Raw genomic sequence first — 26,596 nt, forward strand, 5'->3', positions numbered from 1 at the left:
AGGAGAGTGCCATGGCCGACGAGCTGTCGAAGGTCTTCGCGGCCCTCGCGGACCCGACCCGGCGCGACATCGTCTCGCGGCTGTCGGTCGGCGACGCGACGGTCAACGCGCTGGCCGAGCCGTACGACGTGTCGCTCCAGGCGGTGTCCAAGCACCTCAAGGTGCTCGAGGACGCCGGCCTGGTGAGCCGCAGCCGCGAGGCCCAGCGCCGCCCGGTGCACCTCGAGGCCGAGGTCTTCGACCTCATGACGAAGTGGATCGAGCGCTACCGGCGCCAGGCGGAGGAGCGCTACCAGCGGCTCGACGCCGTCCTCGCCGGGCTCGACGAGCACGGGAACCCGCTGCCCCAGCACGAGGAGAAGGAAGGACACGCATCATGACGACGACGACCGAGGCCCGCATCGAGGCGGACGAGAACGTCCCGATGATCCACATCTACCGCGAGTTCGCCGCCACGCCGGCGCAGCTGTTCCGGGCACACACCGACCCCGAGGTCTTCTCGCGCTGGGTCGGTCCGGCCGACATCGGCGCCGACATCGACTACTGGGACGCCCGCGACGGCGGCTCGTGGCGCTACACCGCCGGACGCGACGACTTCTCGACGGGCTTCCGCGGCTGCTTCCACACCGTGACCGAGGGCCGGATCGTCCAGACCTTCACCTGGGAGGGCATGCCCGAGGGCGTGGCCCTGGAGACGCTGACCTTCGAGGACCTCGGCAACGGGCGCACCCTCCTGCACGCGCAGAGCCTCTGCGACTCCTTCGAGGCCCGCGACGGCTGGCTCGCCAGCGGGATGGAGACCGGGGTCAGGGACGGGTACGCGGCCATCGACCGCATGCTCGAGGCAGGGGAGCTGTGAGCCCGCTGCCGAGCGAGCCGGCCGAGCGCCACCGTGCCGTCTCGCGGCGGTTCTCCGAGGCCGTCCACGGCGCGACCGACTGGGACACCCCCGCCCCCGTCGACGGCTGGGCCGCGCGCGACGTCGTCCGCCACCTCGTCGAGTGGTTCCCGGGCTTCCTCGAGGGCGGCACGGGGCTGCGACTGCCCCCCGGTCCGTCGGTCGACGACGACCCGGTCGGCGCGTGGGACGCGCACGCCGCGGCCGTGCAGGGCGTCCTCGACGACCCCGAGACCGCCGGGCGCACCTTCTCCAACCCCCACACCGGCGACCATCCGCTGGCCCGGGCGATCGACCAGTTCTACACGTCCGACGTCTTCATGCACACGTGGGACCTCGCCCGCTCGACCGGGCAGGACGACACCCTCGACGCCGACACGTGCGCGCAGATGCTCGAGGGCATGGCGCCCATCGACGAGCTGCTCCGGTCGTCGGGGCAGTACGGCCCACGGGTCCCCGTCGCCGACGACGCCCCGGTCCAGGACCGGCTCATGGGCTTCATCGGCCGCGACCCCGCCTGGCGCCCCTGAGCCGCCCGGACACGGCGACGCCCCCGCCGACGGGTCGGCAGGCGCGTCGCGTGCTGCGGGTCAGGCCTGGTCGGCCGGGCGCAGCGTCATGCTGATCGAGTTGATGCAGAAGCGCTGGTCGGTGGGGGTGTCGTACCCCTCGCCCTCGAAGACGTGCCCGAGGTGGCTGCCGCACGAGGCGCAGCGGACCTCGACGCGCGGGCGGCCAGGGAGCGAGCGGTCCTCGATGTACTCGACGCTCTCGCCGGCCAGCGGGGAGTAGAAGGAGGGCCAGCCGCAGTGGCTCTCGAACTTGGTGTCGGAGGCGAACAGCTCGGCCCCGCACGCCCGGCAGGCGTAGACGCCCCGGGTCTTGGTGTCGGTGTACTCACCGACGAAGGGGCGCTCGGTGCCGGCCTGGCGGAGGACCTGGTACTCCTCGGGGGAGAGGGTGGCCCTCCACTCGTCCTCGGTGCGCTCGACGGTGTACTCGCGGTCGGTGGGCTTCATCGTCATGGTGCGGTCAACAGTACGGCGGCGCCGTTGGTTCCCGAGGGAGCGGGTCTGGCCCGCGTCCCGGCCCGCGCCGTCGGTCGGGCTGGTTAGAGTCGCGGCATGGCGGACGCCCAGGTGATGGAGGTCGAGGGACCCGACGGCCCCCGTCAGGTGCGGCTGAGCAGTCCCGACCGCGTCATGTGGCCCGACGCCGGCATCACCAAGGGCGACCTCGCGGCCTACGTCGTCGCGGTCGGCGACCCGCTCCTCCACCACATCGGCGACCGGCCGGTCACCCTGCAGCGGTTCCCCGAGGGGATCGAGGGCGAGGAGTTCTACCAGAAGAACCCGCCCAAGGGGATGCCCGACTGGGTGCGCACCGTCTCGTGCCGGTACCCCAGCGGCCGGCGGCACGCGCAGCTCGTGGTCGACGAGGTCGGGGCCGCCGTGTGGGCGATCCAGATGAACACCGTGACCTTCCACCCGTGGCCGGTGCGCACCGCCGACAACGACGACCCCGACGAGCTGCGGATCGACCTCGACCCGCAACCGGGCCGCACCTTCTCCGACGCCGTCGAGGCCGCGCACGCCCTCAACGAGCTGCTCACCGAGATCGGCCTCACCGGCTGGGCCAAGACGAGCGGCAACCGCGGGGTCCACGTCTACGCCCGCGTCGCCCCCACCCACGAGTTCCTCGACGTCCGGCACGGCGTCATCGGCATCGCCCGCGAGCTCGAGCGCCGCCTCCCCGACCTCGTCACGACGTCGTGGTGGAAGGAGGAGCGCGGCGAGCGGGTCTTCGTCGACTTCAACCAGGCCTGCCGCGACCGCACCATCGCCTCGGCGTACAGCCCTCGCCCGCTGCCCGGCGCCCCGGTCTCGATGCCGGTGTCCTGGTCCGAGCTGTCCACGGTGAGCCCCGGCGACTTCACCGTCCTCACCGTGCCCGACGTCCTCGAGGACCGCGGTGACGCGTGGGCCGACATCGACGGGGCCGTGGGTGACGTCGCGGCCGCCATCGCGCTGTGGGACCGCGACGTCGCCGAGCGCGGCCTCGGCGAGCTGAACTTCCCGCCCGACTACCCGAAGATGCCGGGAGAGCCCCCGCGGGTGCAGCCGAGCAAACGGCGCACCGACAAGGCCGACGACGAGTACATGGCACCCAAGGCCGAGCGCGACGCCGCCCTGCGCGAGGAGTGGGGGATGCCCGTCGTCCCGCCGGTCTCGCCGATGCTGGCCAAACCGGTCAAGGGCCTCGACGCCGCCGCGCTGAAGTCCACCGAGGTCGTCTACGAGCCGAAGTGGGACGGCTTCCGGTCGATCATCTTCCGCTCCGGTGACCGCGTCGAGATCGGCAGCCGCAACGAGAAGCCGATGACGCGCTACTTCCCCGAGGTCGTCGAGGCCGCCCTCGCGAACCTCCCCCAGAGGTGCGTCGTCGACGGCGAGATCATCGTCGTCCGGCCGGGGGAGGACCTCCTCGACTTCGACCTGCTGAGCCAGCGGATCCACCCGGCGGCCAGCAGGGTCAAGAAGCTCTCGGTCGAGACCCCGGCGCGCTTCGTCGCCTTCGACCTCCTCGCCCTCGGCGACGACGACCTCATGGGCCGGCCCTTCGCCGAGCGCCGCGCCCTGCTCGAGCAGGCTCTCACCGACGCGCAGGCGCCCATCCACCTCACCCCGGCCACCGCCGACCGCGACGTCGCCGCGCGCTGGTTCACCGAGTTCGAGGGCGCCGGCCTCGACGGACTCGTGGCGAAGCCGGTCGACGGGCCCTACGAGCCCGAGAAGCGCACGATGCTCAAGATCAAGCACGAGCGCACCGCCGACTGCGTCGTCGCGGGGTACCGCACGCACAAGTCGGGCGACGACGTCATCGGCTCGCTCCTCCTCGGCATCCACGACCCCCAGGGCACGCTCGTGTCGGTCGGCGTCATCGGGGCGTTCCCGATGGCGCGGCGGCACGAGCTCTTCGAGGAGCTCCAGCCGCTCGTCACCGACTTCGACGAGCACCCCTGGGCGTGGGCGAGGCAGGAGGAGGGCAACCGCACCCCGCAGAACGCCGCCGGCAGCCGCTGGGCCGCCGGCAAGGACCTGTCGTTCACGCCGCTGCGCCCGGAGCGCGTCGTCGAGGTGCGCTACGACCACATGGAGGGCGTGCGCTTCCGGCACACCGCCCAGTTCGTCCGGTGGCGCCCCGACAAGGACCCGGCCGACTGCACCTACGAGCAGCTCGACGAGCCGGTCTCCTACGACCTGTCCGCCGTGCTGTCCGGTGGTGGTGCGTGACCCCCGAGTCGCCGGCGCCGGGGTCGCCGCCGCGCAGCCGCACGCGCCGGGCCGCCACCGCCGGGGCCGCGGTCGGGGTGACGACGGCCGTCGCGAGCGGTGCGGGGTCCCTGGCCGCGGCGGCGTACTTCGCGCGCCGTGTCCTCACCCCCGACCGGCAGCGACCCGACGACGTCGTCGTCCGGGCGGCGGGCTCGCGCACGGTCACCCTCGGCATCACCCCCGAGACCGTCGTGCCGGGACGGTACGGCCTGTGGATCGAGGACGGCTGGGGCCACGTGCGCGTCGGTGACGTCGTGGGTGTCGACGCCGCCGCCGGGACCGTCGAGCGCGAGCTCGTCGCGGTCGACCGGGGGTACCTCGCGCCGGGCAGCGCCCGGTGGAACCCCTACTTCCACGGCGGGCCGCCCGACGTCAGCATCGGCGTCCCCACCGAGCACGTCACCTACGAGGGCGAGCTCGGCGACATGCCGGCGTGGGTCGTCCGGCCACCCGGCGGTGGCGACCCCGGCCGCTGGGCCGTCCTCGTCCACGGGCGCGGTGCCCGCCGCGAGGAGACGATCCGGATGATGACCCCCCTCCTCGACGAGGGGTGGACCTGCCTCGTCCCCACCTACCGCAACGACGAGGGGGTGCCCGAGGGCGCCGACGGCCGCTACGCCCTCGGGCTCTCGGAGTGGCGCGACGTCGAGGCGGCCGTCGTCGACGCCGTCGCGCGCGGGGCCACCGAGGTGCTCCTCGGCGGCTGGTCGATGGGCGGCGCCATCGTGCTGCAGATGCTCGACCGCTCACCGCTGGCGCGGCTCGTCTCGCGGGTCGTCCTCGACGGCCCGGTCATCGACTGGGGCGACGTCCTCGCCCACCACGCCCGTCAGCACCGGCTGCCCCGCCACGTCGGCTCCCTGGCCCGCTCGATGATGCGCCAGCGGTGGGGACACCGACTCGTCGGCGTGCACGAGGGCGTCGACCTCGCGCAGACCGACTGGGTCCACCGGGCCGACGAGCTGCGCCATCCCGTCCTGCTCGTCCACTCCGCCGACGACGAGTTCGTCCCCGCCGGGCCATCGCGTGCCCTGGCCGCCGCCCGGCCCGACCTCGTCCGGTTCGAGGAGTGGCACGTCGCACGGCACTGCAAGGAGTGGAACACCGAGCCCGAGCGCTGGGAGTCGCTCGTGCGCGAGTTCGCCTCCGGCTGACGGGTCACCCTCACCTCGCGTGGCCGCGCCCGCGCACGCCCCCTCACCCCGCCCTCGCCCGGCCTCCACGTGGCCTGCCGCCGCTCACCCTCGCCCCCGGTTCGAGATCGCGCGACATGCCGAAGGTCGAGGCCGGTCGTGGGCATGTCGCGCGACCTCGACCGGCGCGCGGGGGCGGGCGGCCGCCGGTCAGGGCTCGCCGGTGAGGCGCTCCGCGTGCTCGAGCTCGTCCGCGAGCACGACGCCGGGGCCGTGGCGCCGCAGGTCCCAGCGGGTCGAGGCGCCGTCGGGTCCGACGAGCTCGCCGGTGCCGAGGGCCTCGACGACCCGGCGGCGCACCGCGTCCTCGCCCGCCGGGTCGCAGGCGAACAGGACGCGCACGCGGAGGTCGCCCGCGGCGCCCTCACGGTGGACGGCGGTGTGGTGCGGGGCCACCGGGCACGGGCCGGGGTGGTCCCACGACCCGCACAGCTCGAGGGTGACCGCGCCGCCGGGCGCCCGCTCGTCTCCCGCGGTGTCGAGGGAGAGCAGCGCCTCGTGGACGAAGGTGGTCCGCACCCCTCCGACGATAGGCCGCCGCGACTCAGTGCCGGGTGACCCGCCAGAGGCCGAGGACGGTTCCGGCCTCCTCGACGAGCAGCCGGGGGTTCAGCGCCACACCCTCGGGTGCCTCGAGCGGCGGACCCGCGGTGATCTGGCGGGCCCGTCCGCCCACGAGGGTCGGCGCGAGGGTGAGGGCCAGCTCGTCGACGACGCCGGCCGCCAGGGCCGAGGAGAACAGGGTCGGCCCGCCCTCGCACAGGAGGTGGCGCAGGCCGCGGTCGGCGAGGACCCCGACCGCCTCGGCGAGGTCGACCTCGCGGTCCCCGGCGACGACGACCGCGTCGGTCCCGAGCGCCGAGCGGGCCCGGGCGATGCGTCGGTCACCGGCGGCGGCGCACGTGACGAAGAGCCCTGCCCCTCGTCCCTCGACGGGGGAGCGCAGACCCTCCGGGACCCGTCCCGACGCGCTGACGACGACGAGCGCCGGCGGCACGCGGCGCCGGCGCGACGGCCGCACCCGCTGGTAGCCCTCGGCCCGCACCGTCCCCGCCCCGACGAGCACGGCGTCGGCGAGGTCGCGCTGCAGCGCGAAGACCCGCTTGTCGGGCGGGGTGTTGATGGTCCCGCTGCGCCCGTCGGCCCCGACCGCCGAGCCGTCGAGCGTGGAGACGAAGTTGGCTCGCACCCAGCGACGCCCGCCCGGGAAGGCGTAGAGGTCGGCGAGCTCGGAGGCCGTCACGCGCGCCCCCGGCGACCCGGGCCGACGCGGGTCGAGGAGGACGCGCATGTCGGGGAGTCTCTCAGGTGCGCTCCGGCCGTCGCGCAGCGCGGCCCCGCCGGGGGCCGGGCTCTGACAGGATGCGGCGATGGGCTCCGGAGCGAAGACGTCGAAGAAGACCAAGACGTCGAAGAAGGCCAAGACGTCGAAGGGCAAGGGCGGCGACGCCACCGCGACGGCCGGCGGGAAGGACGCGCTGCCGGCCCAGGGGGTCACGCCCGACGCCGCGCTGTCGGGCAAGGCGGCCAGGAAGGCCGAGAAGAAGCGCAAGAAGGCCGCCAAGGCGCGCGACGACGACGCGGTAAAGCCCGTGACGTGGAGCGAGGTGCTGCGCGTCGGCCCGACCTTCTCGCTCGCCGACCTCGACGCGGGCTCCACCCCCGGTTTCACCGGTGACAAGGCCGACGGCGAGGCGGTCATGGCCGACCTCCAGAAGCGCGTCGGCGACCTCCAGGAGCGCCTGTACGCCGAGTCCAAGGGCGGGGGCACCCGGTCGGTGCTGCTCGTCATCCAGGGGATGGACACCTCGGGCAAGGGCGGGATCATGCGGCACGTCGTCGGCGCCGTCGACCCGCAGGGCGTCTCGATCACCTCGTTCAAGGCCCCGAGTGCCGAGGAGAAGCGCCACCCGTTCCTCTGGCGCATCCGGCGCGCGCTCCCCGGTCCCGGCGACCTCGGCGTCTTCGACCGCAGCCACTACGAGGACGTCCTCATCGTCCGCGTCCACGACCTCGTGCCGCGCACGACGTGGTCGCGCCGCTACGGGCAGATCAACGCCTTCGAGCAGGGCGTCGTCGACGACGGCACGGTCATCGTCAAGGTGATGATGCACATCTCCAGCGAGGAGCAGAAGGCACGGCTCACCGAGCGCCTCTCGCGCGAGGACAAGTACTGGAAGTACAACCCCGGCGACCTCGACGAGCGCGGCCACTGGGCCGACTACATGGAGGCCTACCAGGCGGTGCTCGAGAAGTGCTCGACCGACGCCGCGCCGTGGTTCGTCGTCCCGGCCGACCACAAGTGGTACGCCCGGCTGGCCGTGACGAACCTGCTCCTCGAGCACCTCGAGGCGATGGACCCGAAGTGGCCCGCGGCCGACTTCGACGTCGAGGCCGAGCGGGCCCGCCTCGCCCTCACGCCCTGAGGGCGCGCTCGAGCAGGAGGTCGACCGCGGCGCCACCCACCGTGGGCGGCAGGGTGCCGAACGTCGTGCCGTGGGCGCCCCCGAGGCGGCTGGTGACGAACGCGTCGGCGACGGGCCCCGGCGCGTGGCGCACCATCAGGGTCGCCTGCAGGGTGACCGCGAGGTGCTCGACGAGGCGCCGCGCCTCCCAGGCGCCGTCGGGCCCCAGGGCGCGCGCGGCCACCGTGTCGCACTCGTCGATCGCGGCGTCGAGGACACCGCCATGGCCACGGCCGAGCGCCAGCTCGGTGCCGAGGGCCGCGACCGCGGCCGGCTCGCGGGTGAGGGCGCGCACGACGTCGAGGGCGTTGACGTTGCCCGAGCCCTCCCAGATGGAGTTGAGCGGCGCCTCGCGGTAGAGCCGGGCCAGCCCGTTCTCCTCGACGTACCCGTTCCCGCCGAGGCACTCGAGCGCCTCGGCGACCATCGGGGCGGTCCGCTTGCACACCCAGAACTTGCCCAGCGCCACCGCGAGCCGGCCCAGCTCGCCCTCACCGGCGTCGACGGCGTGGGCGAGGCGCAGCGCCAGCAGCGTCGCGGCCTCCGACTCCAGGGCGAGGTCGGCGAGGACGTTGCGCATGAGCGGCTGGTCGACGAGGAGCGCCCCGAAGGCCGAGCGGTGGCGGGCGTGGTGCACCGCGCGCACCAGGGCGGCACGCATCGTGGCCGCCGACCCCACGACGCAGTCGAGCCGGGTCGAGGCGACCATGTCGATGATGGTGCGGATGCCGCGGCCCTCGTCACCGACCCGCACGCCCCAGGTCCCGTCGAGCTCGATCTCGGAGGAGGCGTTCGAGCGGTTGCCCAGCTTGTCCTTGAGCCGCTGCACCCGGATGTCGTTGCGCGGCCCGTCGTCGAGGGCGCGGGGCACGAGGAAGCACCCGACCCCCGCGTCGGTCCGGGCGAGGACGAGGAAGCCGTCGCTCATCGGGGCCGAGCAGAACCACTTGTGGCCGGTGAGCCGGTAGGTGTCGCCGACGAGCGGCCCGCCCGGCGCGGCGACCGCCCGGGTCGTGTTGGCCCGCACGTCGCTGCCGCCCTGCTTCTCGGTCATCCCCATCCCGACCGTGAGCCCGGCCTTCGTCGCGGCCGGGCGCAGCCCCGGGTCGTAGGCGCGGGCGGCGAGGCCGGGGACCCACTGCTCGGCGACGGCCGGCTCGGTCCGCAGGGCGGGGACCGCGGCGTAGGTCATCGAGACGGGGCACAGGTGCCCGGCGTCGACCTGCGACCACACGAGGAATCCGGCCGCCCGGCGCGCGTGGGCCCCCGACCCCTGCGGCCGGGTCCAGGGCTCGGCGGTGAGGCCGGCGCCCACCGCCACCTCGAGCAGGCGATGGTAGCCCGGGTGGTAGGTCACCTCGTCGAGCCGCTCGCCGGTGGGGGAGTGCGTCCGCAGGACCGGCGGCACCCGCTCGGCGTCCTCGCCCCACGCCCGGGCGTCGTCGCTGCCGGCGAGGGCGCCGAGGTCGTCGAGGGCGGCCGCCCCGTCGGCGTCGTGGGGGGTCACCCAGCGCTCGACGGCCTCGGACAGCGCGGCGTCGGCGCGCAGGACGTGCAGGTCGCGGGGGGCCGCGACGACGTTGGTGACGACGTGGGTCCGCATGAGCCGAGCGTACGGCGGTTACCGTGGGCGCATGACCGACGCCAAGCGGCGCCTCCGGCGGGCGCTCGCCCGCGTCCCGGGACTGCTCACGCTGGCCCGGCTCGTCATCGCGACGGTGCGGGTCTGCCTCCGCTACCGCGTCACCGGCCTCGCCTCCGAGGCCGGGTTCTTCGCCCTGCTGTCGCTGCCGCCGCTCGTCCTCGGGCTCTTCGGCGGCCTGGGCTACGTCGGCGACTGGCTCGGCAGCGCCGCCGTCGAGCAGGTGCGCACCGCCATCAACAAGTACGCGGCGCAGTTCCTCACGGCCGACGTCATCGACGGCACCCTCGGGCCCACGGTGGACGACGTCTTCCGCGACGGCCGCTTCGACCTCATCTCCCTCGGCTTCCTCCTCTCGCTGTGGTCGGGCTCTCGCGCCCTCAACGTCTTCGTCGACACGATCTCGATCATGTACGGGCAGTCCGGGGTGCGGGGGATCGTGCAGACCCGCGCCCTGTCCTTCTCGCTCTACGTCCTCGCGCTCGTCCTCGGCATCGTGACGATCCCGCTCGTGCTCCTCGGGCCGACGGCCATCAGCGGCTTCCTCCCGGACGCGTGGGACCCCCTGGTCAACCTCTACTGGCCGCTCGTCACCCTGCTGACCGTCGGTGGCCTCACGAGCCTGTACCACGTGTCGACCCCGCGCCGCTCGCCCTGGCTGCGCGACGTCCCCGGCGCCGCCCTCACGCTCGTCATCTGGCTCCTCGCCTCCTACGTCGTGCGCGGGACGATCGCCGCCTCCCTCGGCGGCACCTCGATCTACGGGCCGCTCTCGGCCCCGATCGTCCTGCTCATCTGGCTCTACGCCCTCGCGATCGCCGTCCTCATCGGGGCGGCGCTCAACGCGGCGATCCGTGAGCTGTGGCCCGCGGAGGAGGAGCGCAGCCTCCACGAGCGCTTCGGCGCCTGGGTCCGCGACCGGCACCACCGGCGGGTGTCGGGGAGGCGCTGGGGCGACCCGTTCGACGACTACGGCGACCCCGACGAGGAGACGACACTCGGCCTCACGAGCCTGCGCGAGGCCGCCAAGGGACCGCTCACGCCCATCGCCCGGGAGTCCCGCACGGCCGACCGGGACAGCGTCGACGTCGAGCGCTGAGCCGGTTTGGAGAACGTCGCGGCCATCGGATACTGTCTCCGAGCACGCAAGCGAGTCCCGCGAGGGAGTCGTGAGGTGGGTGCGCGGATGTAGCTCAGTTGGTAGAGCGCAACCTTGCCAAGGTTGAGGTCGCCGGTTCGAACCCGGTCATCCGCTCGGAGGGTGTAGCCGCCCCCACGGTGGAGTGGCCGAGAGGCGAGGCAGCGGCCTGCAAAGCCGCGTACACGGGTTCAAATCCCGTCTCCACCTCGAGCAGGACCCGCACGAGAAGTACATGAGACAGCAGCACCCACGGACGCGTAGCGCAGATGGTTAGCGCACCACCTTGACACGGTGGGGGTCGGAGGTTCGAGTCCTCTCGCGTCCACGGACGAAGCCCGTCAGGCAGCACGCCTGGCGGGCTTCTTCGTGCTCCCGGCGACCCGGTGCTACCGGCGCATCGCCGTGGCGAACCACGGGTGGTGCAGGTCGAGGTAGCGCATGTCCGTGACCTGCTCCATCTCGCGGTCGAACTGCGCCGCCATCTCGTCGGGCATCTCCATCTGCTCGCCCTTGCGGGCCTCGTCCTCGCTGCGGAAGGACATCGTCTCGGTGAAGAAGCCGTCGGCGTCGATGGCGATGGTGCCGCCGATGATCTCCGGGCGGGCCTGCTGCAGCATGTCCATCGGCTGCGACATGAACGCGCGGAAGCGGTCGGCGTCCTCGACCCGGCCCTGGATGACCTGGACGAAGCCGGCGTCGTCGGAGCCGCCGTCGAGCATGAGGATGGCGTCGTCGCAGTCGTGGAAGGTGACCTCGCCGTCGAAGCAGCGGCTGGCCTCCTCCCACCACGCCCCCTGCTCGGGCCGCAGCGAGCTGCGCGCCGCGGCCTCGCGGGACTCGAAGCGCACGACGCCGACGAACTGGCCGTCGTCGGTCATGCCGTAGGTCCCGCCGAGCCAGCCGTCGGCGCCGGGGGCGAGGTCCTCCTTCCAGCGGTCCAGGTGGCCGCGCAGTGTCGGCTCGTCCGAGCACATCCCCTGGATGACCTGAATGAACATCCCGACCTCCGATCGATCTCGTGGGCCTCCTCGGCGTTGAGTGGTCCACCGACCGACGGTACGCCGGGTCGGCGCCGGTGTCTCTGGCCCGGATGGGCGGTGTCCCCCGGTGGTACCGGCGGGCTCCGGCACCCCAACCGGGAGGCCAAGCGCTCCGAACCACCGGGGTGCCAGACCTCACCTACCGCGTCGTCATCCGGGCCTGCCGGGTGCTCTTCCGGCTGCTCGGGCTGCGGGTCGAGGTCTCCGGTGCGGAGCACCTCCCGGTCGCGGGTCCCGCCGTGGTGGCGGCCAACCACGCGAGCTTCGCCGACTTCGCGGTCGTCGGGCTGCCGGGCGTGCAGCGGGGCCGTCTCGTGCGCTTCATGGCCAAGGAGTCGGTCTTCCGGGCGCCCGTGGCCGGACCGTTGATGCGCGCCATGGGTCACGTCCCGGTGGACCGCCGCAGCGGCGCCGTCGCCGCCCGGAGGGCCCGGCGACTGCTGCGGGACGGCGAGGTCGTGGGCGTCTACCCCGAGGCGACGATCGGCCACGCCTTCCACCTCAAGGAGCGCGACGACCTCCGCCTCGGGGCCGCGCACCTCGCCCTCGCGTCCGGTGCGCCGCTCGTCCCCGTCGCCCACTGGGGCCTGCACCGCGTCCTCACCGTCGGGCCGAGGGTGTCGCTGCGGCGCGGGCGGTGGGTCGGGGTCGCCGTGGGGGAGCCGCTGCACCCGGGGCCGGGCGAGGACGCCGCAGACCTCACCGACCGCTGGCACGCCGCCGTGACCGACCTCCTGGCCGACCTGCTGGCCCGCTACCCCGACCCGCCGGTCTCGCCGCGGGCCGCCTGGTGGTGGCCGGCCGTCCTCGGGGGCGGCGCCCCGGACGCCCGGCACGCGCGCCGGCTCGACCACGAGGCGGTGCAGCGGGCCGACGGCCTGCTGCACCGGGCCCGACGTGACCGACGAGACAGCGGCGCCGGGACCGAACGGGCATAGCGTGGTGGTGGGGCCTGGTGCCCGACCGGGGACCGCCCCCTCGGAGGTCGAGATGGCACGAGCACTGGTGGTCTACGAGTCCCACTGGGGCAACACCGAGCAGGTCGCGCGGGAGGTCGCCGCGGGCGTCGCCGACGTGATGCCCGTCGACGTCGCCGCGGTGGGCGCCGCGCCGCCCGACCTCCACGGCGTCGACCTCCTCGTCGCCGGGGGCCCGACGCACGCCTTCTCGATGACCCGCGAGTCGACCCGTCGTGACGCGCGGGGACAGGGAGGCACGAGCGGCACCCTCGAGCGCGGGCTGCGCGAGTGGTTCTCCGAGCTGCCGCGGTCGTCCGCGGCCGTGGCGACGTTCGACACGCGCGTCTCGGCGGTCCGGCACCTGCCGGGCTCGGCCGCCCGCAGCGCGGGGCGCGAGGCCAGGCGACACGGCCTGCGCCGCGCGGCACCCCCGGAGAGCTTCTGGGTCGAGGGCACCGAGGGGCCGCTGCTCGACGGCGAGCTCGCCCGGGCGCGCGCCTGGGGTCGTGCGGTGGCGGAGGCGGTCGGGTCCCACGGGTAGCGTCGAGGGTGACCGCCGACCCCGAGCCGCACCGCCAGGAGAGCCGATGATCTTCATCACCGCCGTCTTCCCGATCAAGCCCGAGCACGCCGACGACTGGCCCGAGATCTCCCGCGCGTTCACCGAGGCGACCCGCGCCGAGGACGGCTGCCTGTGGTTCGACTGGTCGCGACGGCTCGACGACCCCACGGAGTACGTCCTCGTCGAGGCGTTCCGCGACGACGAGGCCGGTGGGGCGCACGTGGCGAGCGCGCACTTCCGCACCGCCACGAGCGAGCTCCCCGCCTACCTGGCGGCGACTCCGCGGATCGTCAACACCACCGTGCCCGGGACCGACTGGTCCGAGCTCGGGGAGATGGCCGTCCGCGACTGAACCGGACCGGTCAGGGGCGACCGAGAGGAGGGCCGGTGGGCGACCTGCCGTGGGTCTGGGGCGCGACACCCGACGAGGTGGCGCACCGCTGGCCATGCGACGTCCTCCAACCCGACCCCGCCGTTCGCCTGCTGCGCGCCGTCGACGTCGCCGCCCCACCCGAGCTCGTCGACGCCTGGCTCGGCAACCTGCGCCTCGCGCCGTACAGCTACGACCTGCTCGACAACCTCGGCCGCCGGAGCCCCCGGCGGCTCGCGACCCACCTGCCGCCCCTGGGCGTCGGCGACCGGGTCGCCGGGGTCTTCGACGTCGTCGAGGTCGCGCCGGGTCGCGGCCTCACCGCGGCGACCCCGCCCGGCAGCGGCGCGGAGCGCGCCTTCGGGCGCGTGACGATGACCTACGCCGTCGAGCCCGGCCGCACCGCGACCCGGCTGCTCGGTGTCGTGCGCCAGGGCGGTCGCCACGGAGGAGGGCGGGGCGGCGGCCCCGGGGTCGTCGAGCGGTCGCGGTCGCTGGCGCTGGCCTGGGGAGACCTCGTGATGATGCGCCGCCAGCTGCACACCCTGCGCGACCTCGCCGAACGCGACGCCCGGGACCCACGGGCCCGCGACGGCGGCGACGCCCGCGACGCCGGCGCCGGGGGCTGAGCCGGACGCATACGATGCGGGGCGTGTCGGAGGCGAGGTTCGGGACGGTCGTGGCCCGCGGGGTCACGGCCACCACCCACGACCCGGCCGACCTGACCGAGGGCTTCTGGGTCGTCGTCCTGACCTTCGAGGGGGACCTGACCGCCGTGCGGATGGCCGAGGTCGACCGCTCGCCGGCGGCGGCCGAGCCGGGGGAGTGGGCCGCCCTCGACGGGCCGTGGCGCACGAGCCTGGACCGTGACGCGTACGTCGCCGGGGTCGACGAGATCCGCGACCGGATCGCCGCGGGCACGGTGTACCAGGTGAACCTCTGCCGCGTCCTCGAGCACGACCTCCCCGAGGACGCCTCGGTCGCCGCGCTCGGCGCCCTCCTCGCCGCGGGCAACCCGGCCCCGTACGCGGCGACGATCGACCTGCCCGAGGCGGGGCTCGAGGTCGCGTGCGCCTCACCGGAGGCGTTCCTCGTGCGCCGCGGCGACCGGCTGACCTCACGGCCCATCAAGGGCACCGCACCCACGGCGGAGGGCCTGCTCGCCAAGGACCACGCCGAGAACGTCATGATCGTCGACCTCGTGCGCCATGACCTCGCCCCGGTCAGCCGCCCCGGGACCGTCGAGGTCGACCACCTCTGCCGGGCCGAGCAGCACCCCGGGCTGGTCCACCTCGTCTCCGACGTCAGCGGCCGGCTGCGCGAGGGCGTCGGGTGGGCCGAGATCCTCCGCGCGACCTTCCCGCCGGGCTCGGTGAGCGGCGCGCCGAAGCACACCGCCCTCCTCGCCATCGCCGACCTCGAGCCGACACCGCGGGGCCCGTACTGCGGCGCGGTGGGGTGGGTCGACGCCGACCGCCACGAGGCCGAGCTCGCCGTCGGCATCCGCACGTTCTGGGCCGACCGCACCGCCGAGGGCCGTCGCGTCCTCAGGTTCGGGACCGGTGCCGGGATCACCTGGGGCAGCGTGGCCGTTCACGAGTGGGACGAGACCGAGCTGAAGGCGGCGCGTCTGGTCGGGATCGCCTCGGGTGCCGACGTCGTGTCTGGGAGGGTGTAGCGCATGAGTGGGATCAGGGTCTGGGTCGACGGCGCCCTCGTCGACGCCGCCGCGCCGGCGGTCAGCGCGGTCGACCACGGGGTCACCGTGGGTGACGGCGCGTTCGAGACGGCGAAGATCGACGGCGGCGTCCCGTTCGCGATGACGCGCCACCTGCGCCGCCTCGACCGCACGATGGCGGGCCTCGGCCTCCCGCCGGCCGACCACGACCTCGTGCGCGAGGGGGTCGAGGCCGTCCTCACGGGCGAGCCCATCGACTTCGGTCGGCTGCGCGTCACGGTCACCGGCGGTCGCGGGCCGCTCGGCTCCGACCGGCTCGACTCCGCCCTGACCACCATCGTCACGGCGGTCCCGCACCCCCGCCCGGAGCCCGGGGGGGCCGTCGTCACGGTCCCGTGGGTGCGCAACGAGCGCGCGGCGACCGCCGGCCTGAAGACCACCTCCTACGCCGACAACGTCATCGCGCTCGCCCGCGCCAAGGAGCAGGGCGCCGTCGAGGCCCTGTTCGCGAACACCCGCGGCGAGCTGTGCGAGGCGACCGGAAGCAACGTCTTCGTCGTCACCGACGGCGTCGTGCGCACCCCGCCGCTCGACAGCGGCTGCCTCGCCGGGATCACCCGCGAGCTCGTCCTCGAGTGGTGCGCCCGCGAGGACCTCGAGGTCCGCGAGGAGGCGCTGCCGCTCGACGTCCTCGGGCGGGCCGACGAGGTCTTCCTCACCTCGTCGATCAAGGACGTGCACCCCGTCTCGGCCGTCGACGGCCGGGCCCTCCCGCTCCCGGGACCGGTGTCGACCCGGGTGCGCGAGGTCTGGGACCGGTACGTCGAGAAGGGGATGGACCCGTGAGCGAGCGGACGTCCCCGAACCCGGTGCTGCGCGACCCCAGCGACGACGACAAGGACTGGGAGTGGCGCCGCCGGATCCGGGCGAACCCGCACTCGCTGCGCGTCTGGCGGGGCCTGGTGTTCACGGCCGGCCTCGTCCTCGTCGTCGGCGGCCTCGCGCTCGTCCCGCTGCCCGGGCCGGGATGGCTCATCGTCATCCTCGGCATCGCGGTGTGGGCGTCGGAGTTCGAGCTCGCCGCACGGCTGCTCACCTTCGTCAAGGAGAAGGTCCGGGCCTGGGAGTCGTGGGCCAAGGTCCAGCCGTGGTGGGTCAAGGGACTGCTCGGGCTGGGGTGCGCCCTCGTCGTCGGTGGGGCGGTCTGGCTCGTGCTCCGGTTCTCCGGCGTCCCGGGGTTCGTCCCCGAGTCGGTCACCGGCTGGCTGCACGTCAACGCCGGCCTCTGAGGTCGCCGCACCGCGCGTCGCAGCGGCAGCCCGGCTCCGATTTCCGGAGCCCGCGCGGGTCCGTATATCCTCGGCAGGCCGCACCGGCACCCGGATGTGTAGCTCAGCTGGTTAGAGCGTTCGCTTCACACGCGAGAGGTCGGGGGTTCGAGTCCCTCCACATCCACCATATTGCACGGCCCCTGACCTGCGAAAACGCAGATTCAGGGGCCGTGTCGCTTCCAAACGTGTCGGATACGTGTCGGATCAGATGTCCTGAACGGTCACTTTCGGTCACTTTTGTGCCACCGATGGTTCGGCACGTGGACGCCGGGGTGGAAGCGTTTCCGCGCGTCATTGGGCGGGTCGTCATCGATCGGTCTGGCGAGAAGTTCGGGATTCTGCTCCCGTCACCGCGGCCGGCCGGGGCCGGGCAGCCGGGCGCGCCGATCCGCGACGGCCCGTTCGCCCTCCTCGACGGCGCGGCGAAGCCTTCCGTGCCCGTTCCCATCGGGGTGGGGTGCGGCGGCCCCCGGGGCCGGGGTCTGGTCGACCCCGTCCGTGCCCGCTTGCGGCAGGTGGCGGGTGATGCGCCACCAGAGGGCGGCGGTGGCGTGGTCGTCCGGGAGGGGCGCGGCGGCAGCCCTGTGGAGCAGGGCGTACGCGTCGGTGCCCGTGTCGGCGATTGTCGCGAGCCGTTCGGCGACCTGCGGAGTGAGGTCGTCGCCGCGGGTGCCGGGGACCAGGGCGTGCAGGAGGGCTGTCCATTGGGGGGTGCCGACCTGGGTGTCGCCCAGTCGGGCGTCGAGGTCGTGCTGCCACAGGGCCGCGGCCCTGGTGACCTGTCTGGGCCCGGTGGGGCGTGGGTCACCGTCGGCGACCTCGCTTGCGGCTCGCCACACGGCGAGGTCGCCGAGCACGTCGGGGGCGGGGAGTGCACGCCCAGGACGCCACCAGGGCGGCATGGTGGCCGCCTCGGTGATGTGCCGACCGACGTCGGCTGAGAGCTGCCGGACCAGGCCTGCTCGTGCGGTGAGGTAGGCGCCCCACTGTGGGTCCTCGAGCAAGGCGGTGGGGACATCCGGCAGCCAGGGGAGGGGCGACGAGGGGCCGGTGCCCGCACGGAGGGCGTCGAGGCGCCAGTGCAGGACGGCGGCGCGGTCATCGGCGCTGTCGAGCTCACGGGAGCCGACGGCCGCACGCAGTGCGGCGAGGGGGTCGGCCCCGGTGGCGGCGAGCAGGACCAGCTGGGCGCGCAGCGTGGGCCAGGCCGCGTCGTCGCCGATACCGGGCACGAGCCGGTGGGCGCCTGCGTCGACGCGGGCGGTGACGGCGGGGCCGAGATGGTGTTCGGCGGCGACGTGGAGGGCGTCGAGGTAGCGGGCGGTTGCCGAGCCGAGCCGGACCGTGGCGGAGGCCTCGTGCTCGGCGGTCGTGGTCGCTGATAGGGGCGCTTCGTCGCGGGCGAGGATGTCCTCGAGGATGTCGGTCGCGGTGGGCGGAAGCAGGTTCTGGGGGAGCGTCACGTCCTCCGGGTCCCCGTTTCCGACGACCTTGACGTAGAGGTGGTTGGCGTCCGCGCCGCGGGTGAGCATCGTGTACAGCTGCTGGCGGGTCTCCTCGCCGGTGAGCAGGCCATGGGCGGTGTCCACCGAGAGTCCCTGGGCGCCGTGGATGGTCGTGGCGTACCCGAGCTCGGTGGCGGCCGTGACGTACTCGCGGGGGAGGGTGACGAGCCGACCGCCACGGAGGTGCTGGACCGCAAGCGTTCCGTCCCTTTGGACCTGGCGGACGGTCCAGCGGTCGCCGTTCTTGACCCAGTCGCTCGCGGACACCCGCAGGCGGCGGTCGTTGCTGCGGGTGACGACGGTGTCCCCGACGTGGGCGGTGTTGCCATCGGCGAGTCGCGCCCCACGCCCCGGGTCGCTGCCGCGCAGGCGGTGGGCCTGGGCTTGCTGGTTCAGCTGGGCGACGAGGTCGCGGGTGGGGGCCAGCATCAGGGCGTCGCGTCCTTGCAGTCGGTCGGCGGCCCAGGCGGTGAACGCGTCGGTGGTGATGGTGGCGAGGTCGCCGACGTGGACCCGGTCGTGGTCGAGGTAGAACCCGAGGGCGGTCGCGTTGCCGTCGCGCAGGGACAGCGAGGCGGCGCCCTCGACGGGGTCGGTGAACCTCATCAGCTCGCTCAGGCGGTCGGCGCCGTGGGTGGCGGCGATGTCGCGCAGGACGCCGCCGGCACCGATGGCGGCGAGCTGCTGGTCGTCGCCGATCAGGCGGACCTGCCCGCCGCGTGAGGTGACGAACGTGACGGCGGTGTCGAGGGTGAGGGTGTCGGCCATCCCGGCCTCGTCGATGACCACCAGGGTGCGGTGGTCGATGTCCTGAGCCCAGGCGGGCAGGTCGTCGTGCGTGATGGACCAGGTCAGCTTGGCGAGGGTGTCTGTGGGTGCGCCGGTGTGCTCGCGCAGCACGGCCGCTGCGGCGGCCGAGGGGGCGAGACCAAGGACGGTGCCGCCGTCCTCGAGCCATGCGGCCGTGAGGGCGCACAGGGCGGTGGTCTTGCCGGCGCCTGCGGGGGCGATGGCGAGCTGCAGCCGGGCGCCGGAGGTCGCCAGCGAGCTCACCAGGGCGGCCTGGCCCGGGTTGAGGGTGCGGCCGTTGGCGGCCTGCGCGAGCAGGGCGAGGGCGACCGCGTCCTCGCTGGCGCGGTGCCCGTCCCTGGCGCCGGCGACGTCGACCAGTCGCCGTTCTGCGGCGAGGATCTCCGAGCTCGTGTAGACCGCGGCGCCGGCGACCTCGTAGACGCTGGAGCCGTCGACACGGCGCAGCTGTGGGGGCTCCTCGACGCCGTCGGTGGTGGCCGTCAGCCGGACGGAGCCGGCGAGGGAGTGGTGGGTTACCAGGTCGACGACCGTGGCGACCTGGTCGGCGGGCAGGTTTGCCGCCCTCACCTGACGGGCGGCCTCGGCGCGCACGTGCCAGATCTGCCACGTTGCGCGTCGCGCCTGGACCTCCTCCCGCACGCGTCGGGCTACGTCCTGGACCCACCTCGCATCGACACCGAGCACGGGTGCCCTGGAACCTCGAGGGGCGGCGGACAGGGCGGCAGCCACCATGGCCGACACCCCCCGGGACCCGCCGAGGACCTCTTCGGCCTGGTCTCGCCACGCGCCGCGCTGCTCGGCGAGAGAGCGCGGTTCGTGCTTGGCGTCGCGGGTCTCCAGGGTGGCCTGCTGGGCGAGCAGGATCGCCTCCACGACCCCGGGCGGCCGGCCGTGGTCGCCTTGGAACGCGGTGACCAGCTCGCCGCGGCGGGCTTCGATGCTGGCTCGGCGGGTCGACCAGCGGTGGTTCAGGGCCGCGTCGACCCCGACGATCTCGCGGACCGCTCGCTTGCCTCGCTCCGCGTCCGGACGTTCGGCGAAGACCAGTCCGAGCCGCGTGCGCAGGTGGTTCTCCAGCGCAGTGTTGTAGGTCTCGGACGCGGTGACCTTGGCCTTGAACAGGATGCGCCCGTCAATGGACAGCCACTTCCCGGACAGGGTCTGGACCTTGTTGGCGACGGCCACGTGGGTGTGCAGGTCCGGGTCCCCGGCGCGCGAGTCGCGATGGGTGAACGCGGCTGCGACCAGCCCCGTCACGTCGACCTGGCGGACCCCGTTGGTGCCCTCCCGGGTGTACAGGGCGTGCTTCTCGATGAACCCCAGGGCGTCGGCCACGGCGTCGTGGTGGGCGAGCTCGATCTGCTCTGCGACCTGCCGTGGGGCGAGAGCCCACAGGGTGCTGACCGACTTCACGGGGGAGAAGGTCAGGTCGTACCCGCCCACGGCGCTGGTCCTGGGGCGGGAGAGTTTCGCGATCGCGCCGGACAGCTCACGCGGGTCCCGGGGGTCACGACCGTGCTGGGCGCGGAACAGCTCCGCGGCCACCTGGGAGCGGATCCGGGCCCGGTCCGGCACCGCCACCGGGCGCCCCGGCGGCTGCCCCAGGGACGCCGCGTGGTCCGCGACTCGTTGGGCGACCTCGACCTGGAAGGGCGTCGGCCCGTCCGCGTAGACCTTGTACGGCACCCCCAGCCGACTCACCGCGCCACGGTCACTCGGGCGCAGCCGGGGCGCTTCCAAGCGCTGTTCTTCGTCGCCCGCGAGCGGGTGCAGCCCGAACCCGAACAGGGCCCGCATCTGATCGGCGGTCACCTCGTCCCCGGACGTGAGCCCGTCGATGCCGGCGACGCCCGAGCCCACCCACCGTCCCGGGCTCTCGCCCCGCTCGGAGTAGTACGACGCCAACGAGGTGGGCGGCCCGCCGGTGCGGTCGTGCGCGGCGACCTGCCGGGTCAGGTAGGTGTACCCCGACCCGGCCGTGAGCTTGTGCAGGCTCATCGCCACGCCCTCCCTATGCCGCGAAACAGGCCCTCGGGGTCAGGTCCTCGACGACTAGACGACCGACAATGCACCGGGTGTGTGGTCGCTTAGTTGGTGCGTGAATCGAGTGGTGCGACTGAAACGGCGTCGGGCTTCGGGTCATGCCGGCGCTGGGATGTTTGGGGACTTTGAGGGGTTGACTGGGCCTTCAGTAAGTGGAAACTTACCGTTCGTGGCGACGAACGGAAGCGACGCGTTAGCGGTCCTCGGCGACGCGACGCGCCGGGCGATCGTCGAGCGGCTGGCTGAGCAGCCGGCGTCAGTGGGTGAGCTGGCGTCGGTGGTGCCGGTGAGCCGGCCGGCGGTGAGCCAACACCTGAAGGTCCTGCGCGAGGCCGGGCTGGTGTCGGAACGCGCTGTGGGAACCCGACGGGTGTACCGGCTCGAGCCGCTGGCTCTGGCGGCGCTGCGCGACCAGATCGACACGTTCTGGAGACGGGCCCTGGAGTCGTACGACGAGGCCGCGGCGGCGGCCGCTGGTGCAGGTGCGGGCGATGCCCGCGACGAGCGCGACGTGGAGGAGATCAGATGAGTGGACAGGTCATCCCGAAGGCTGCGGGTGACGCTGGGGAGGTGCGTCGAGTCGTCACGGTGCCGCTGCCGGTGGCGGAGGCCTTCGAGGTCTTCGTCGGACGGTTCGACGACTTCAAGCCCAAGGAGCACAACCTCCTGGCCTCACCGATCGTCGAGACGTCCATGGACCGCCACGTCGGCGGGACGATCCACGACGTTGCGCAGGACGGCAGTCGCTGTGACTGGGCGCGCGTCCTGGCCTACGACCCGCCCCGACGCGTGGTGTTCTCTTGGGACATCGGCCCCACCTGGCAGCTCGAGACCGACCCGAGCAGGGCCAGCGAGGTCGAGGTCACCTTCACCGCCACCGACGACTCGGCCACCCGCGTGGAGCTGGTCCACCGTCACCTCGAACGGCACGGCGCGGGCTGGGGGTCGACGCGCGCCGGCGTCGACGACCCGGCTGGCTGGACCCTCTACCTCGCCCGCTACGCCAACCTGACGGAGGCAACGGCATGACGTCCGCGCACGACTACCCAGCGACCGGTCCGCTGCCCGCCCGTGAGAGCAGAACCGACCGCATGGCGATGGCCACCGCAGAGCGAGCCGAGCTGTCCGAGCTGTTGTCCACCCTCGCACCAGACGGGTGGGAGACCGGCTCGTTGTGCCGCGGCTGGTCGGTCAAGGACGTGGCCAACCACGTCGTCAGCTACGACGACCTCACCGTCGCTGGGGTCGCCTCGCGGATGGTGCGCGGCCGCCTCGGTGTCCACGGGGCCAACGCCGTCGGTGTCGCCGAGGGCGCCAGCGTCACCGCCGAGCGGGTCCTCGAGGCCTACCGCCGGAACCCGCGCCCCCGCGGGTTGACCGCCGTCGCAGGCGGGCGCATCGCCTTCCTCGACGGACTCATCCACCACCAGGACATCCGCAGGGCCCTGGGCCGGCCTCGGCCCATCCCCGCCGAGCGGCTCGTCCAAGGGCTCGAGGACGCGCCGGCTGCGTTCGTCCTCCCGGCCAGGAAGCTGTCCGCGGGCCTGTCGTTCGTGGCCACCGACGTCGACTGGTCCCACGGGTCAGGACCAGAGGTTCGCGGCCCTGCGGAAGCGATCCTCATGGCGATCGCCGGCCGGGTGCCAGCGCTGCGCGACCTGAGCGGGCCCGGGGTCACGCCGCTGTCGGAGCGGGCCTGGTCGCTTCAACCTGCGTAGACGACGCCGTCGCACGGCCGCTACTCAAGCTCCTCCCGAGACTTGACCTCCTCGCCACCATCCATAATCATCGCCATATGACGATGACAATCCCGAATGAAATCGGTTCGATGGTGGAGGCGTCGGAGGCCGTGGATGGCCGCACCGCGGCGGCGTGCCTGTTCCATGGGTTCAGCGACCCGAACCGGATCGCGATCCTCCAGCACCTGGCCCTGGGCGAGCACCGGGTCGTGGACATGACGTCCCACCTCGGGCTCGCGCAGTCCACCGTGTCCAAGCACCTCGCCTGCCTGCGCGACTGCGGGCTGGTCACCGGGCGCGCGGAGGGGCGGGCCACGGTCTACTCGCTCAACCACGCCGCCGAGCTGATGGACCTGTGGGGAGCCGCGGAGCGGCTCCTCGCCCTCACCGGCGACCGGGTGGTGCTGTGCGACACCTACGGCGCCGGCATCCTGGACCAGGACGCCGCCCCGTGACCGCGGCCACCCGGCCGGCGCCGCTGTCGGTCTCCGAGCGGCAGCGTCTGGGCAGGCGCGCGCAGCTGCTTGCCGGTGCCTCGGTGACCTACAACGTCGTCGAGGCCGTCATCGCCATCACCGCCGGGGTCGTCGCCGGCTCGGTGGCGCTCATCGGGTTCGGCCTCGACTCCATCGTCGAGGTCTCCTCCGGCCTGATCATCCTCTGGCAGTTCCGCCACCGGATGCCCGAGTCCCGCGAGCGAACCGCCTTGCGGCTCATGGCGATCTCGTTCTTCGCCCTCGCCGCCTACGTCGGCGTCGAGTCCGTCCGCGCTCTCGTCAGCGGGCACGAGCCCGACTCCTCGACCGTCGGCATCGTGCTCGCGTCGCTGTCCCTGGTGATCATGCCTTTCCTGTCCTGGGCGCAGCGCCGCACCGGTCGGGCGCTGGGCTCCAACGCCGTTGTCGCAGACGGCACCCAGACCCTGCTGTGCACCTACCTGTCCGCGGTGCTACTCCTCGGGCTGGTCCTCAACGCCACCCTCGGCTGGTCCTGGGCCGACCCCATTGCCGGCCTCGTCATCGCCGCCGTCGCCATCCGCGAAGGCCGCGACGCCTGGCGAGGGGAAGGATGCTGCAGCCCTGTCGGCACCGCCCACGACCCCCGTGGCGACGCCGGGTGCGCCTGCACCGACGACCCGGTGGACCCCATCGACGGCTGCTGCAGCAACCCCTCGCCGGCAGCCGGTGCCCCCAAGCCGGGAGCGCGCACCACCCTGCCCCTCTCCACCGCGCCGCCCGAGCGCTGACCCGGCGCTGCGATCATCCACCCATGGACACCCTGAGGTCGGTCGTGCTCTTCGTCGCTGCGGCCGTCGCGGAGATCGGCGGTGCCTGGCTGGTCTGGCAGGGGGTCCGGGAGCACCGGGGCTGGCTCTGGATCGGCGCCGGGGTCGTCGCGCTCGGCCTCTACGGCTTCGTCGCCACCCTCCAGCCCGACGCCAACTTCGGCCGGATCCTCGCCGCCTACGGTGGCGTCTTCGTCGCCGGGTCGCTGCTGTGGGGAATGGCCGTCGACGGCTTCCGGCCCGACCGCTACGACGTCACCGGCGCCCTGCTGTGCCTGGTGGGCGTTGCCGTCATCATGTACGCACCGCGAACCACCTGAGCGCCTCAAGGCGTGCGCGGAGCCCGAATGGTGATCTGTCTGCGCAAACCCGCGGCATGGCCACCGCGGGCAGGGTCGTGTCCGTGGGCCCTACGGCGCTGACGGTCCACGGGGTCGTCGGCCACGCAGCTCGGGCCTCGGTCGGCTCGGCTGAAGTGCGCTCAGGACCACTTCGGTGATGAAGTCGCCGGCCGTTTCCGGGGTCAGCGTTCCGGCGCGGACGTCGGCCGCGGCACCGTTGATGACGACGTGGATCATCGTCACGAGGGGCTCCAGGGGCAGGTCGTCGCGGAACGATCCGCTGTCGCGTCCTCGGCGGAGCAGGTCGGTGACCCGGGCTGCGGGGGCCTGGTGCAGCTCTCGGATGCGGTCCGGTGGCAGGGCCGTCGAGGCCGCCGCGAGGAGCTTGTTGGCCTCGCTGACCAGCTGCCAGGAGGACGTCAGGACGAGGGCGAGCGCGTCGGCGGGGTCCTCGGGCAGGGCGAGTCCGTCGAGCATCGTCTCGCCGTTGGCGATCGCGCGCTCGAGGACGGCGTCGATGAGGGTCTCGCGGTTGTCGAAGTGGGCGTAGACGGTGACCCGGCCGAGCCCGGCCTCGGCGGCGATGTCGGCCATGCTGGCCGCGGGGTTCGCCGTCAGGGCGCGGGTCGCCGCGTCGAGGATCGCGTGGCCGTTGCGCTCGGCATCAGCGCGGCGTTCGCGCGCCCGGGAGGGTTGGGGTGAGCGGACCACGGCAACCTCCATAAACCGAACGGGAATGTTCGGGTTACCCTACCTCTTGTAACCCGTACAACATTGTTCAACTTTGGAGGGATCATGAACGAGACGACCTCTCGCGGCGCGATCGACGCGCCGCAGACCAAGGACCCGCGCCGGTGGCGCATCCTGTGGATGTTGGGGGTTGCCCAGCTGATGCTCATCCTCGACGTGACGGTCGTGGCGATCGCGTTGCCCCACATGGGCGATGACCTCGGGCTGTCCCGCGAGGCTCTGACGTGGGTGGTGTCGGGCTACACGTTGGCGTTCGGTGGGCTGCTGCTCCTTGGTGGCCGGCTCGCCGACGTCCACGGCTCGCGGCGCATCGTGCAGGTCGGGCTGACCCTGTTCGGGGCGTCGTCGTTGGCCGCCGGGCTGGCGACCTCGGGGCCGCTGCTGCTCGGCGGTCGGGTCGGTCAGGGGCTCGCCGCGGCGCTGCTGTCGCCGGCGGCCCTGTCCCTGGTCGTGACCACCTTCGAGGGGGAGGAGCGCAACCGCGCCCTGGGCATCTGGTCCGCCCTCGGTGGCGGGGGAGCCGCGCTCGGTGTCCTCGTCGGCGGGCTGCTCACCGCCGGTCCGGGGTGGCCCTGGGTGTTCTTCGTCAACGTCCCCATCGCCGTGGTCCTGCTCGTCGGGCTGCGAGTCTCCTTGCCCACTGCCACCCGTCAGCGGTCCCGGGGCGCGGTGGACGTCCTGGGGGCGGTGCTGGTGACGTCCGCGACCGCAGTCCTCATCGTCGGGCTGATCCGCGCCGGAGAGACAGGGTGGCTGACGACCACGACGGCGCTCTCCGTCGCCGTCGCTGCGGCGCTGTACGCCGGGTTCGTCTGGCGTCAGCGCATGGCCACCGTTCCCCTGATGGACCTGCACCTGCTGATCCGTCGCCCGGTGGCGACCGGTGCGGTCCTCATCGCCGTCGCGACGGCCCTGATGATCACCGTCTTCTTCCTCGGGTCGTTCTACCTGCAGCAGCACCAAGGGTTCGGCGCGCTGACCACCGGGCTGCTGTTCCTCCCGGTGGCAGTGGCGACGATGGCCGGCGCCAACCTCACCGGCCGGCTGCTGGGCACCGCCGGGGCGCGAACCATGGGTGTCGTCGGCCTCGTCGTCGCTGCACTCGGGATGCTCGTCCCCTCCATGGTCGAGGGGGTCCCGGCCCTCGTCGTCGGCATCAGCGTCGCCGCGGCCGGGACCGGCGCCGTCTTCGTCGTCGCGTCGGCGACCGCCCTGGGGCAGGTCGCCCCCGAGGAGGCTGGTGTCGCCGCCGGGATCGTCAGCACCTTCCACGAGTTCGGTGCATCCATCGGCGCCGCCGTGATGTCGTCGATCGCAGCCGCCAGCCTCCTGGGCGGAGAGCTCGACGGCTTCGCCCGCGGCTTCGGTGCCGCCGCCGCCGTCGCCCTCGGCGCGGCCGCCCTCACCGCCGTCCTCGCTCGCCCGCGCCCAGCCTGACGCCCCGCCGCCGGTGTCGTCCCTCCCTCGTCCTCGCCGTTCAGGCGCCATCCGCGCTCCGGAGGGGAC

General features: G+C 73.6%; 28 protein-coding genes and 4 tRNA genes. 25 read left to right on the forward strand and 7 right to left on the reverse strand.

Features of this window, described 5'->3' with window-relative positions:
• The first annotated feature begins 11 nt into the window (after positions 1–11).
• From ACFWN3_RS00155 to ACFWN3_RS00165, 3 genes are read left to right on the forward strand one after another with little or no spacing between them, the layout of a single operon-like run.
• A complete protein-coding gene (locus tag ACFWN3_RS00155) occupies positions 12–380 on the forward strand; it encodes an ArsR/SmtB family transcription factor (protein ID WP_377642246.1) in 369 nt (122 codons plus the stop codon).
• Positions 377–859, forward strand: a complete 483-nt coding sequence (locus tag ACFWN3_RS00160) for an SRPBCC domain-containing protein (RefSeq protein WP_377642248.1) — start codon at positions 377–379, stop codon at positions 857–859. The genes ACFWN3_RS00155 and ACFWN3_RS00160 overlap by 4 nt, the downstream gene beginning before the upstream one ends.
• The gene (locus tag ACFWN3_RS00165; protein WP_377642250.1) at positions 856–1,428 is read left to right on the forward strand and encodes a TIGR03086 family metal-binding protein; all 573 of its coding nucleotides are present in this window, start codon (positions 856–858) and stop codon (positions 1,426–1,428) included. The genes ACFWN3_RS00160 and ACFWN3_RS00165 overlap by 4 nt, the downstream gene beginning before the upstream one ends.
• Positions 1,429–1,488: 60 nt before the next feature.
• Here the strand turns inward: ACFWN3_RS00165 and msrB are convergent, their stop codons facing one another.
• Positions 1,489–1,923, reverse strand: coding sequence for a peptide-methionine (R)-S-oxide reductase MsrB (gene msrB, locus ACFWN3_RS00170; RefSeq protein WP_377642252.1), 435 nt, complete (start codon positions 1,921–1,923; stop codon positions 1,489–1,491).
• Between the two features lie 99 nt (positions 1,924–2,022).
• Between msrB and ACFWN3_RS00175 the strand changes: the two genes are divergently transcribed.
• Entirely contained in the window at positions 2,023–4,191 is a 2,169-nt protein-coding gene (locus tag ACFWN3_RS00175; RefSeq protein WP_377642254.1) for an ATP-dependent DNA ligase, read from the forward strand.
• On the forward strand, positions 4,188–5,387 hold the full coding sequence (locus ACFWN3_RS00180) for an alpha/beta hydrolase family protein (protein ID WP_377642256.1): 1,200 nt from the start codon (positions 4,188–4,190) through the stop codon (positions 5,385–5,387). Before ACFWN3_RS00175 ends, ACFWN3_RS00180 begins: the two co-directional genes overlap by 4 nt.
• Before the next feature lie 189 nt (positions 5,388–5,576).
• On the opposite strand, the gene ACFWN3_RS00185 is transcribed toward ACFWN3_RS00180, so the two are convergent.
• The gene (locus tag ACFWN3_RS00185; RefSeq protein WP_377642258.1) at positions 5,577–5,945 is read right to left on the reverse strand and encodes a hypothetical protein; all 369 of its coding nucleotides are present in this window, start codon (positions 5,943–5,945) and stop codon (positions 5,577–5,579) included.
• A gap of 25 nt (positions 5,946–5,970) precedes the next feature.
• The gene (locus ACFWN3_RS00190; protein ID WP_377642260.1) at positions 5,971–6,717 is read right to left on the reverse strand and encodes a dihydrofolate reductase family protein; all 747 of its coding nucleotides are present in this window, start codon (positions 6,715–6,717) and stop codon (positions 5,971–5,973) included.
• 79 nt (positions 6,718–6,796) lie between these two features.
• Here ACFWN3_RS00190 and ACFWN3_RS00195 point away from each other — a divergent pair, with 79 nt between their 5' ends.
• Positions 6,797–7,852 carry a polyphosphate kinase 2 family protein gene (locus ACFWN3_RS00195; protein ID WP_377642262.1) on the forward strand — a complete coding sequence of 352 codons (1,056 nt, stop codon included), beginning with the start codon at positions 6,797–6,799 and terminating at the stop codon, positions 7,850–7,852.
• On the opposite strand, the gene ACFWN3_RS00200 is transcribed toward ACFWN3_RS00195, so the two are convergent.
• Positions 7,842–9,494 (reverse strand): acyl-CoA dehydrogenase family protein, encoded by a 1,653-nt coding sequence (locus tag ACFWN3_RS00200; RefSeq protein ID WP_377642264.1) that lies wholly within the window; start codon positions 9,492–9,494, stop codon positions 7,842–7,844. The genes ACFWN3_RS00195 and ACFWN3_RS00200 overlap by 11 nt on opposite strands.
• Before the next feature lie 31 nt (positions 9,495–9,525).
• On the opposite strand from ACFWN3_RS00200, the gene ACFWN3_RS00205 reads away from it, so the two are divergent.
• From ACFWN3_RS00205 to ACFWN3_RS00220, 4 genes are all read left to right on the forward strand, one after another.
• Positions 9,526–10,632, forward strand: coding sequence for a YihY/virulence factor BrkB family protein (locus tag ACFWN3_RS00205; RefSeq protein WP_377642266.1), 1,107 nt, complete (start codon positions 9,526–9,528; stop codon positions 10,630–10,632).
• A gap of 83 nt (positions 10,633–10,715) precedes the next feature.
• Positions 10,716–10,788, forward strand: a tRNA-Gly gene (locus ACFWN3_RS00210).
• 22 nt (positions 10,789–10,810) lie between these two features.
• Positions 10,811–10,881, forward strand: a tRNA-Cys gene (locus ACFWN3_RS00215).
• 44 nt (positions 10,882–10,925) lie between these two features.
• Positions 10,926–10,999 (forward strand) — tRNA-Val (locus tag ACFWN3_RS00220).
• Between the two features lie 61 nt (positions 11,000–11,060).
• Here the strand turns inward: ACFWN3_RS00220 and ACFWN3_RS00225 are convergent.
• Positions 11,061–11,672 carry a hypothetical protein gene (locus ACFWN3_RS00225; protein ID WP_377642268.1) on the reverse strand — a complete coding sequence of 204 codons (612 nt, stop codon included), beginning with the start codon at positions 11,670–11,672 and terminating at the stop codon, positions 11,061–11,063.
• 167 nt (positions 11,673–11,839) lie between these two features.
• Between ACFWN3_RS00225 and ACFWN3_RS00230 the strand changes: the two genes are divergently transcribed.
• The 8 genes from ACFWN3_RS00230 (at position 11,840) to ACFWN3_RS00265 (ending at position 16,741) form a co-directional block, all read left to right on the forward strand.
• Positions 11,840–12,652, forward strand: a complete 813-nt coding sequence (locus ACFWN3_RS00230; protein WP_377642270.1) for a lysophospholipid acyltransferase family protein — start codon at positions 11,840–11,842, stop codon at positions 12,650–12,652.
• A 52-nt stretch (positions 12,653–12,704) separates the two neighbouring features.
• Entirely contained in the window at positions 12,705–13,214 is a 510-nt protein-coding gene (locus tag ACFWN3_RS00235) for a flavodoxin family protein (RefSeq protein ID WP_377642272.1), read from the forward strand.
• Between the two features lie 46 nt (positions 13,215–13,260).
• The gene (locus ACFWN3_RS00240) at positions 13,261–13,587 is read left to right on the forward strand and encodes a putative quinol monooxygenase (protein ID WP_377642274.1); all 327 of its coding nucleotides are present in this window, start codon (positions 13,261–13,263) and stop codon (positions 13,585–13,587) included.
• 35 nt (positions 13,588–13,622) lie between these two features.
• Positions 13,623–14,234 carry an SRPBCC family protein gene (locus tag ACFWN3_RS00245; protein WP_377642276.1) on the forward strand — a complete coding sequence of 204 codons (612 nt, stop codon included), beginning with the start codon at positions 13,623–13,625 and terminating at the stop codon, positions 14,232–14,234.
• Between the two features lie 14 nt (positions 14,235–14,248).
• Entirely contained in the window at positions 14,249–15,283 is a 1,035-nt protein-coding gene (locus tag ACFWN3_RS00250) for a chorismate-binding protein (protein ID WP_377642278.1), read from the forward strand.
• Between the two features lie 3 nt (positions 15,284–15,286).
• Positions 15,287–16,129, forward strand: coding sequence for an aminotransferase class IV (locus ACFWN3_RS00255; protein WP_377642280.1), 843 nt, complete (start codon positions 15,287–15,289; stop codon positions 16,127–16,129).
• Positions 16,126–16,572: a PGPGW domain-containing protein gene (locus ACFWN3_RS00260; protein WP_377642282.1), complete on the forward strand. Its 447-nt coding sequence runs from the start codon at positions 16,126–16,128 to the stop codon at positions 16,570–16,572. Before ACFWN3_RS00255 ends, ACFWN3_RS00260 begins: the two co-directional genes overlap by 4 nt.
• A gap of 92 nt (positions 16,573–16,664) precedes the next feature.
• Positions 16,665–16,741 (forward strand) — tRNA-Val (locus ACFWN3_RS00265).
• 220 nt (positions 16,742–16,961) lie between these two features.
• Here the strand turns inward: ACFWN3_RS00265 and mobF are convergent.
• Entirely contained in the window at positions 16,962–20,930 is a 3,969-nt protein-coding gene (gene mobF / locus ACFWN3_RS00270) for a MobF family relaxase (protein ID WP_377642285.1), read from the reverse strand.
• A 214-nt stretch (positions 20,931–21,144) separates the two neighbouring features.
• Between mobF and ACFWN3_RS00275 the strand changes: the two genes are divergently transcribed.
• The 6 genes from ACFWN3_RS00275 (at position 21,145) to ACFWN3_RS00300 (ending at position 24,319) form a co-directional block, all read left to right on the forward strand.
• On the forward strand, positions 21,145–21,504 hold the full coding sequence (locus ACFWN3_RS00275) for an ArsR/SmtB family transcription factor (protein WP_377642287.1): 360 nt from the start codon (positions 21,145–21,147) through the stop codon (positions 21,502–21,504).
• Positions 21,501–22,004, forward strand: a complete 504-nt coding sequence (locus tag ACFWN3_RS00280) for an SRPBCC family protein (protein ID WP_377642289.1) — start codon at positions 21,501–21,503, stop codon at positions 22,002–22,004. The genes ACFWN3_RS00275 and ACFWN3_RS00280 overlap by 4 nt, the downstream gene beginning before the upstream one ends.
• A gap of 68 nt (positions 22,005–22,072) precedes the next feature.
• Positions 22,073–22,693, forward strand: a complete 621-nt coding sequence (locus ACFWN3_RS00285) for a maleylpyruvate isomerase family mycothiol-dependent enzyme (protein WP_377642291.1) — start codon at positions 22,073–22,075, stop codon at positions 22,691–22,693.
• A gap of 83 nt (positions 22,694–22,776) precedes the next feature.
• Complete coding sequence (locus ACFWN3_RS00290) at positions 22,777–23,169, forward strand: ArsR/SmtB family transcription factor (protein WP_377645656.1); 393 nt, start codon at positions 22,777–22,779, stop codon at positions 23,167–23,169.
• Positions 23,166–23,960, forward strand: coding sequence for a cation diffusion facilitator family transporter (locus ACFWN3_RS00295; protein WP_377642293.1), 795 nt, complete (start codon positions 23,166–23,168; stop codon positions 23,958–23,960). Before ACFWN3_RS00290 ends, ACFWN3_RS00295 begins: the two co-directional genes overlap by 4 nt.
• Positions 23,961–23,983: 23 nt before the next feature.
• Entirely contained in the window at positions 23,984–24,319 is a 336-nt protein-coding gene (locus tag ACFWN3_RS00300; protein ID WP_377642295.1) for a YnfA family protein, read from the forward strand.
• A gap of 90 nt (positions 24,320–24,409) precedes the next feature.
• Here ACFWN3_RS00300 and ACFWN3_RS00305 read toward each other — a convergent pair whose 3' ends face one another.
• Positions 24,410–25,051, reverse strand: coding sequence for a TetR/AcrR family transcriptional regulator (locus ACFWN3_RS00305; protein WP_377642297.1), 642 nt, complete (start codon positions 25,049–25,051; stop codon positions 24,410–24,412).
• Positions 25,052–25,135: 84 nt separating this feature from the next.
• On the opposite strand from ACFWN3_RS00305, the gene ACFWN3_RS00310 reads away from it, so the two are divergent.
• Complete coding sequence (locus ACFWN3_RS00310) at positions 25,136–26,527, forward strand: MFS transporter (protein WP_377642299.1); 1,392 nt, start codon at positions 25,136–25,138, stop codon at positions 26,525–26,527.
• The last annotated feature ends 69 nt before the right edge of the window (positions 26,528–26,596 follow it).

The organism is Oryzobacter terrae (genome assembly GCF_042756445.1).
In the GTDB taxonomy this organism is placed as follows: Bacteria; Actinomycetota; Actinomycetes; order Actinomycetales; family Dermatophilaceae; genus Oryzobacter; species Oryzobacter terrae.

Bases quoted from the DNA above. Each gene is read 5' to 3' on its own strand.
- ACFWN3_RS00310 (WP_377642299.1), top strand. From the start codon at position 25,136: ATGAACGAGACGACCTCTCGCGGCGCGATCGACGCGCCGCAGACCAAG.
- ACFWN3_RS00300 (WP_377642295.1), top strand. From the start codon at position 23,984: ATGGACACCCTGAGGTCGGTCGTGCTCTTCGTCGCTGCGGCCGTCGCG.
- ACFWN3_RS00240 (WP_377642274.1), top strand. From the start codon at position 13,261: ATGATCTTCATCACCGCCGTCTTCCCGATCAAGCCCGAGCACGCCGAC.
- ACFWN3_RS00290 (WP_377645656.1), top strand. From the start codon at position 22,777: ATGACAATCCCGAATGAAATCGGTTCGATGGTGGAGGCGTCGGAGGCC.
- ACFWN3_RS00160 (WP_377642248.1), top strand. From the start codon at position 377: ATGACGACGACGACCGAGGCCCGCATCGAGGCGGACGAGAACGTCCCG.
- ACFWN3_RS00255 (WP_377642280.1), top strand. From the start codon at position 15,287: ATGAGTGGGATCAGGGTCTGGGTCGACGGCGCCCTCGTCGACGCCGCC.
- msrB (WP_377642252.1), bottom strand. From the start codon at position 1,923: ATGACGATGAAGCCCACCGACCGCGAGTACACCGTCGAGCGCACCGAG.
- ACFWN3_RS00250 (WP_377642278.1), top strand. From the start codon at position 14,249: ATGCGGGGCGTGTCGGAGGCGAGGTTCGGGACGGTCGTGGCCCGCGGG.
- mobF (WP_377642285.1), bottom strand. From the start codon at position 20,930: ATGAGCCTGCACAAGCTCACGGCCGGGTCGGGGTACACCTACCTGACC.
- ACFWN3_RS00195 (WP_377642262.1), top strand. From the start codon at position 6,797: ATGGGCTCCGGAGCGAAGACGTCGAAGAAGACCAAGACGTCGAAGAAG.
- ACFWN3_RS00280 (WP_377642289.1), top strand. From the start codon at position 21,501: ATGAGTGGACAGGTCATCCCGAAGGCTGCGGGTGACGCTGGGGAGGTG.
- ACFWN3_RS00190 (WP_377642260.1), bottom strand. From the start codon at position 6,717: ATGCGCGTCCTCCTCGACCCGCGTCGGCCCGGGTCGCCGGGGGCGCGC.
- ACFWN3_RS00235 (WP_377642272.1), top strand. From the start codon at position 12,705: ATGGCACGAGCACTGGTGGTCTACGAGTCCCACTGGGGCAACACCGAG.
- ACFWN3_RS00225 (WP_377642268.1), bottom strand. From the start codon at position 11,672: ATGTTCATTCAGGTCATCCAGGGGATGTGCTCGGACGAGCCGACACTG.
- ACFWN3_RS00285 (WP_377642291.1), top strand. From the start codon at position 22,073: ATGGCCACCGCAGAGCGAGCCGAGCTGTCCGAGCTGTTGTCCACCCTC.
- ACFWN3_RS00200 (WP_377642264.1), bottom strand. From the start codon at position 9,494: ATGCGGACCCACGTCGTCACCAACGTCGTCGCGGCCCCCCGCGACCTG.
- ACFWN3_RS00205 (WP_377642266.1), top strand. From the start codon at position 9,526: ATGACCGACGCCAAGCGGCGCCTCCGGCGGGCGCTCGCCCGCGTCCCG.
- ACFWN3_RS00175 (WP_377642254.1), top strand. From the start codon at position 2,023: ATGGCGGACGCCCAGGTGATGGAGGTCGAGGGACCCGACGGCCCCCGT.
- ACFWN3_RS00155 (WP_377642246.1), top strand. From the start codon at position 12: ATGGCCGACGAGCTGTCGAAGGTCTTCGCGGCCCTCGCGGACCCGACC.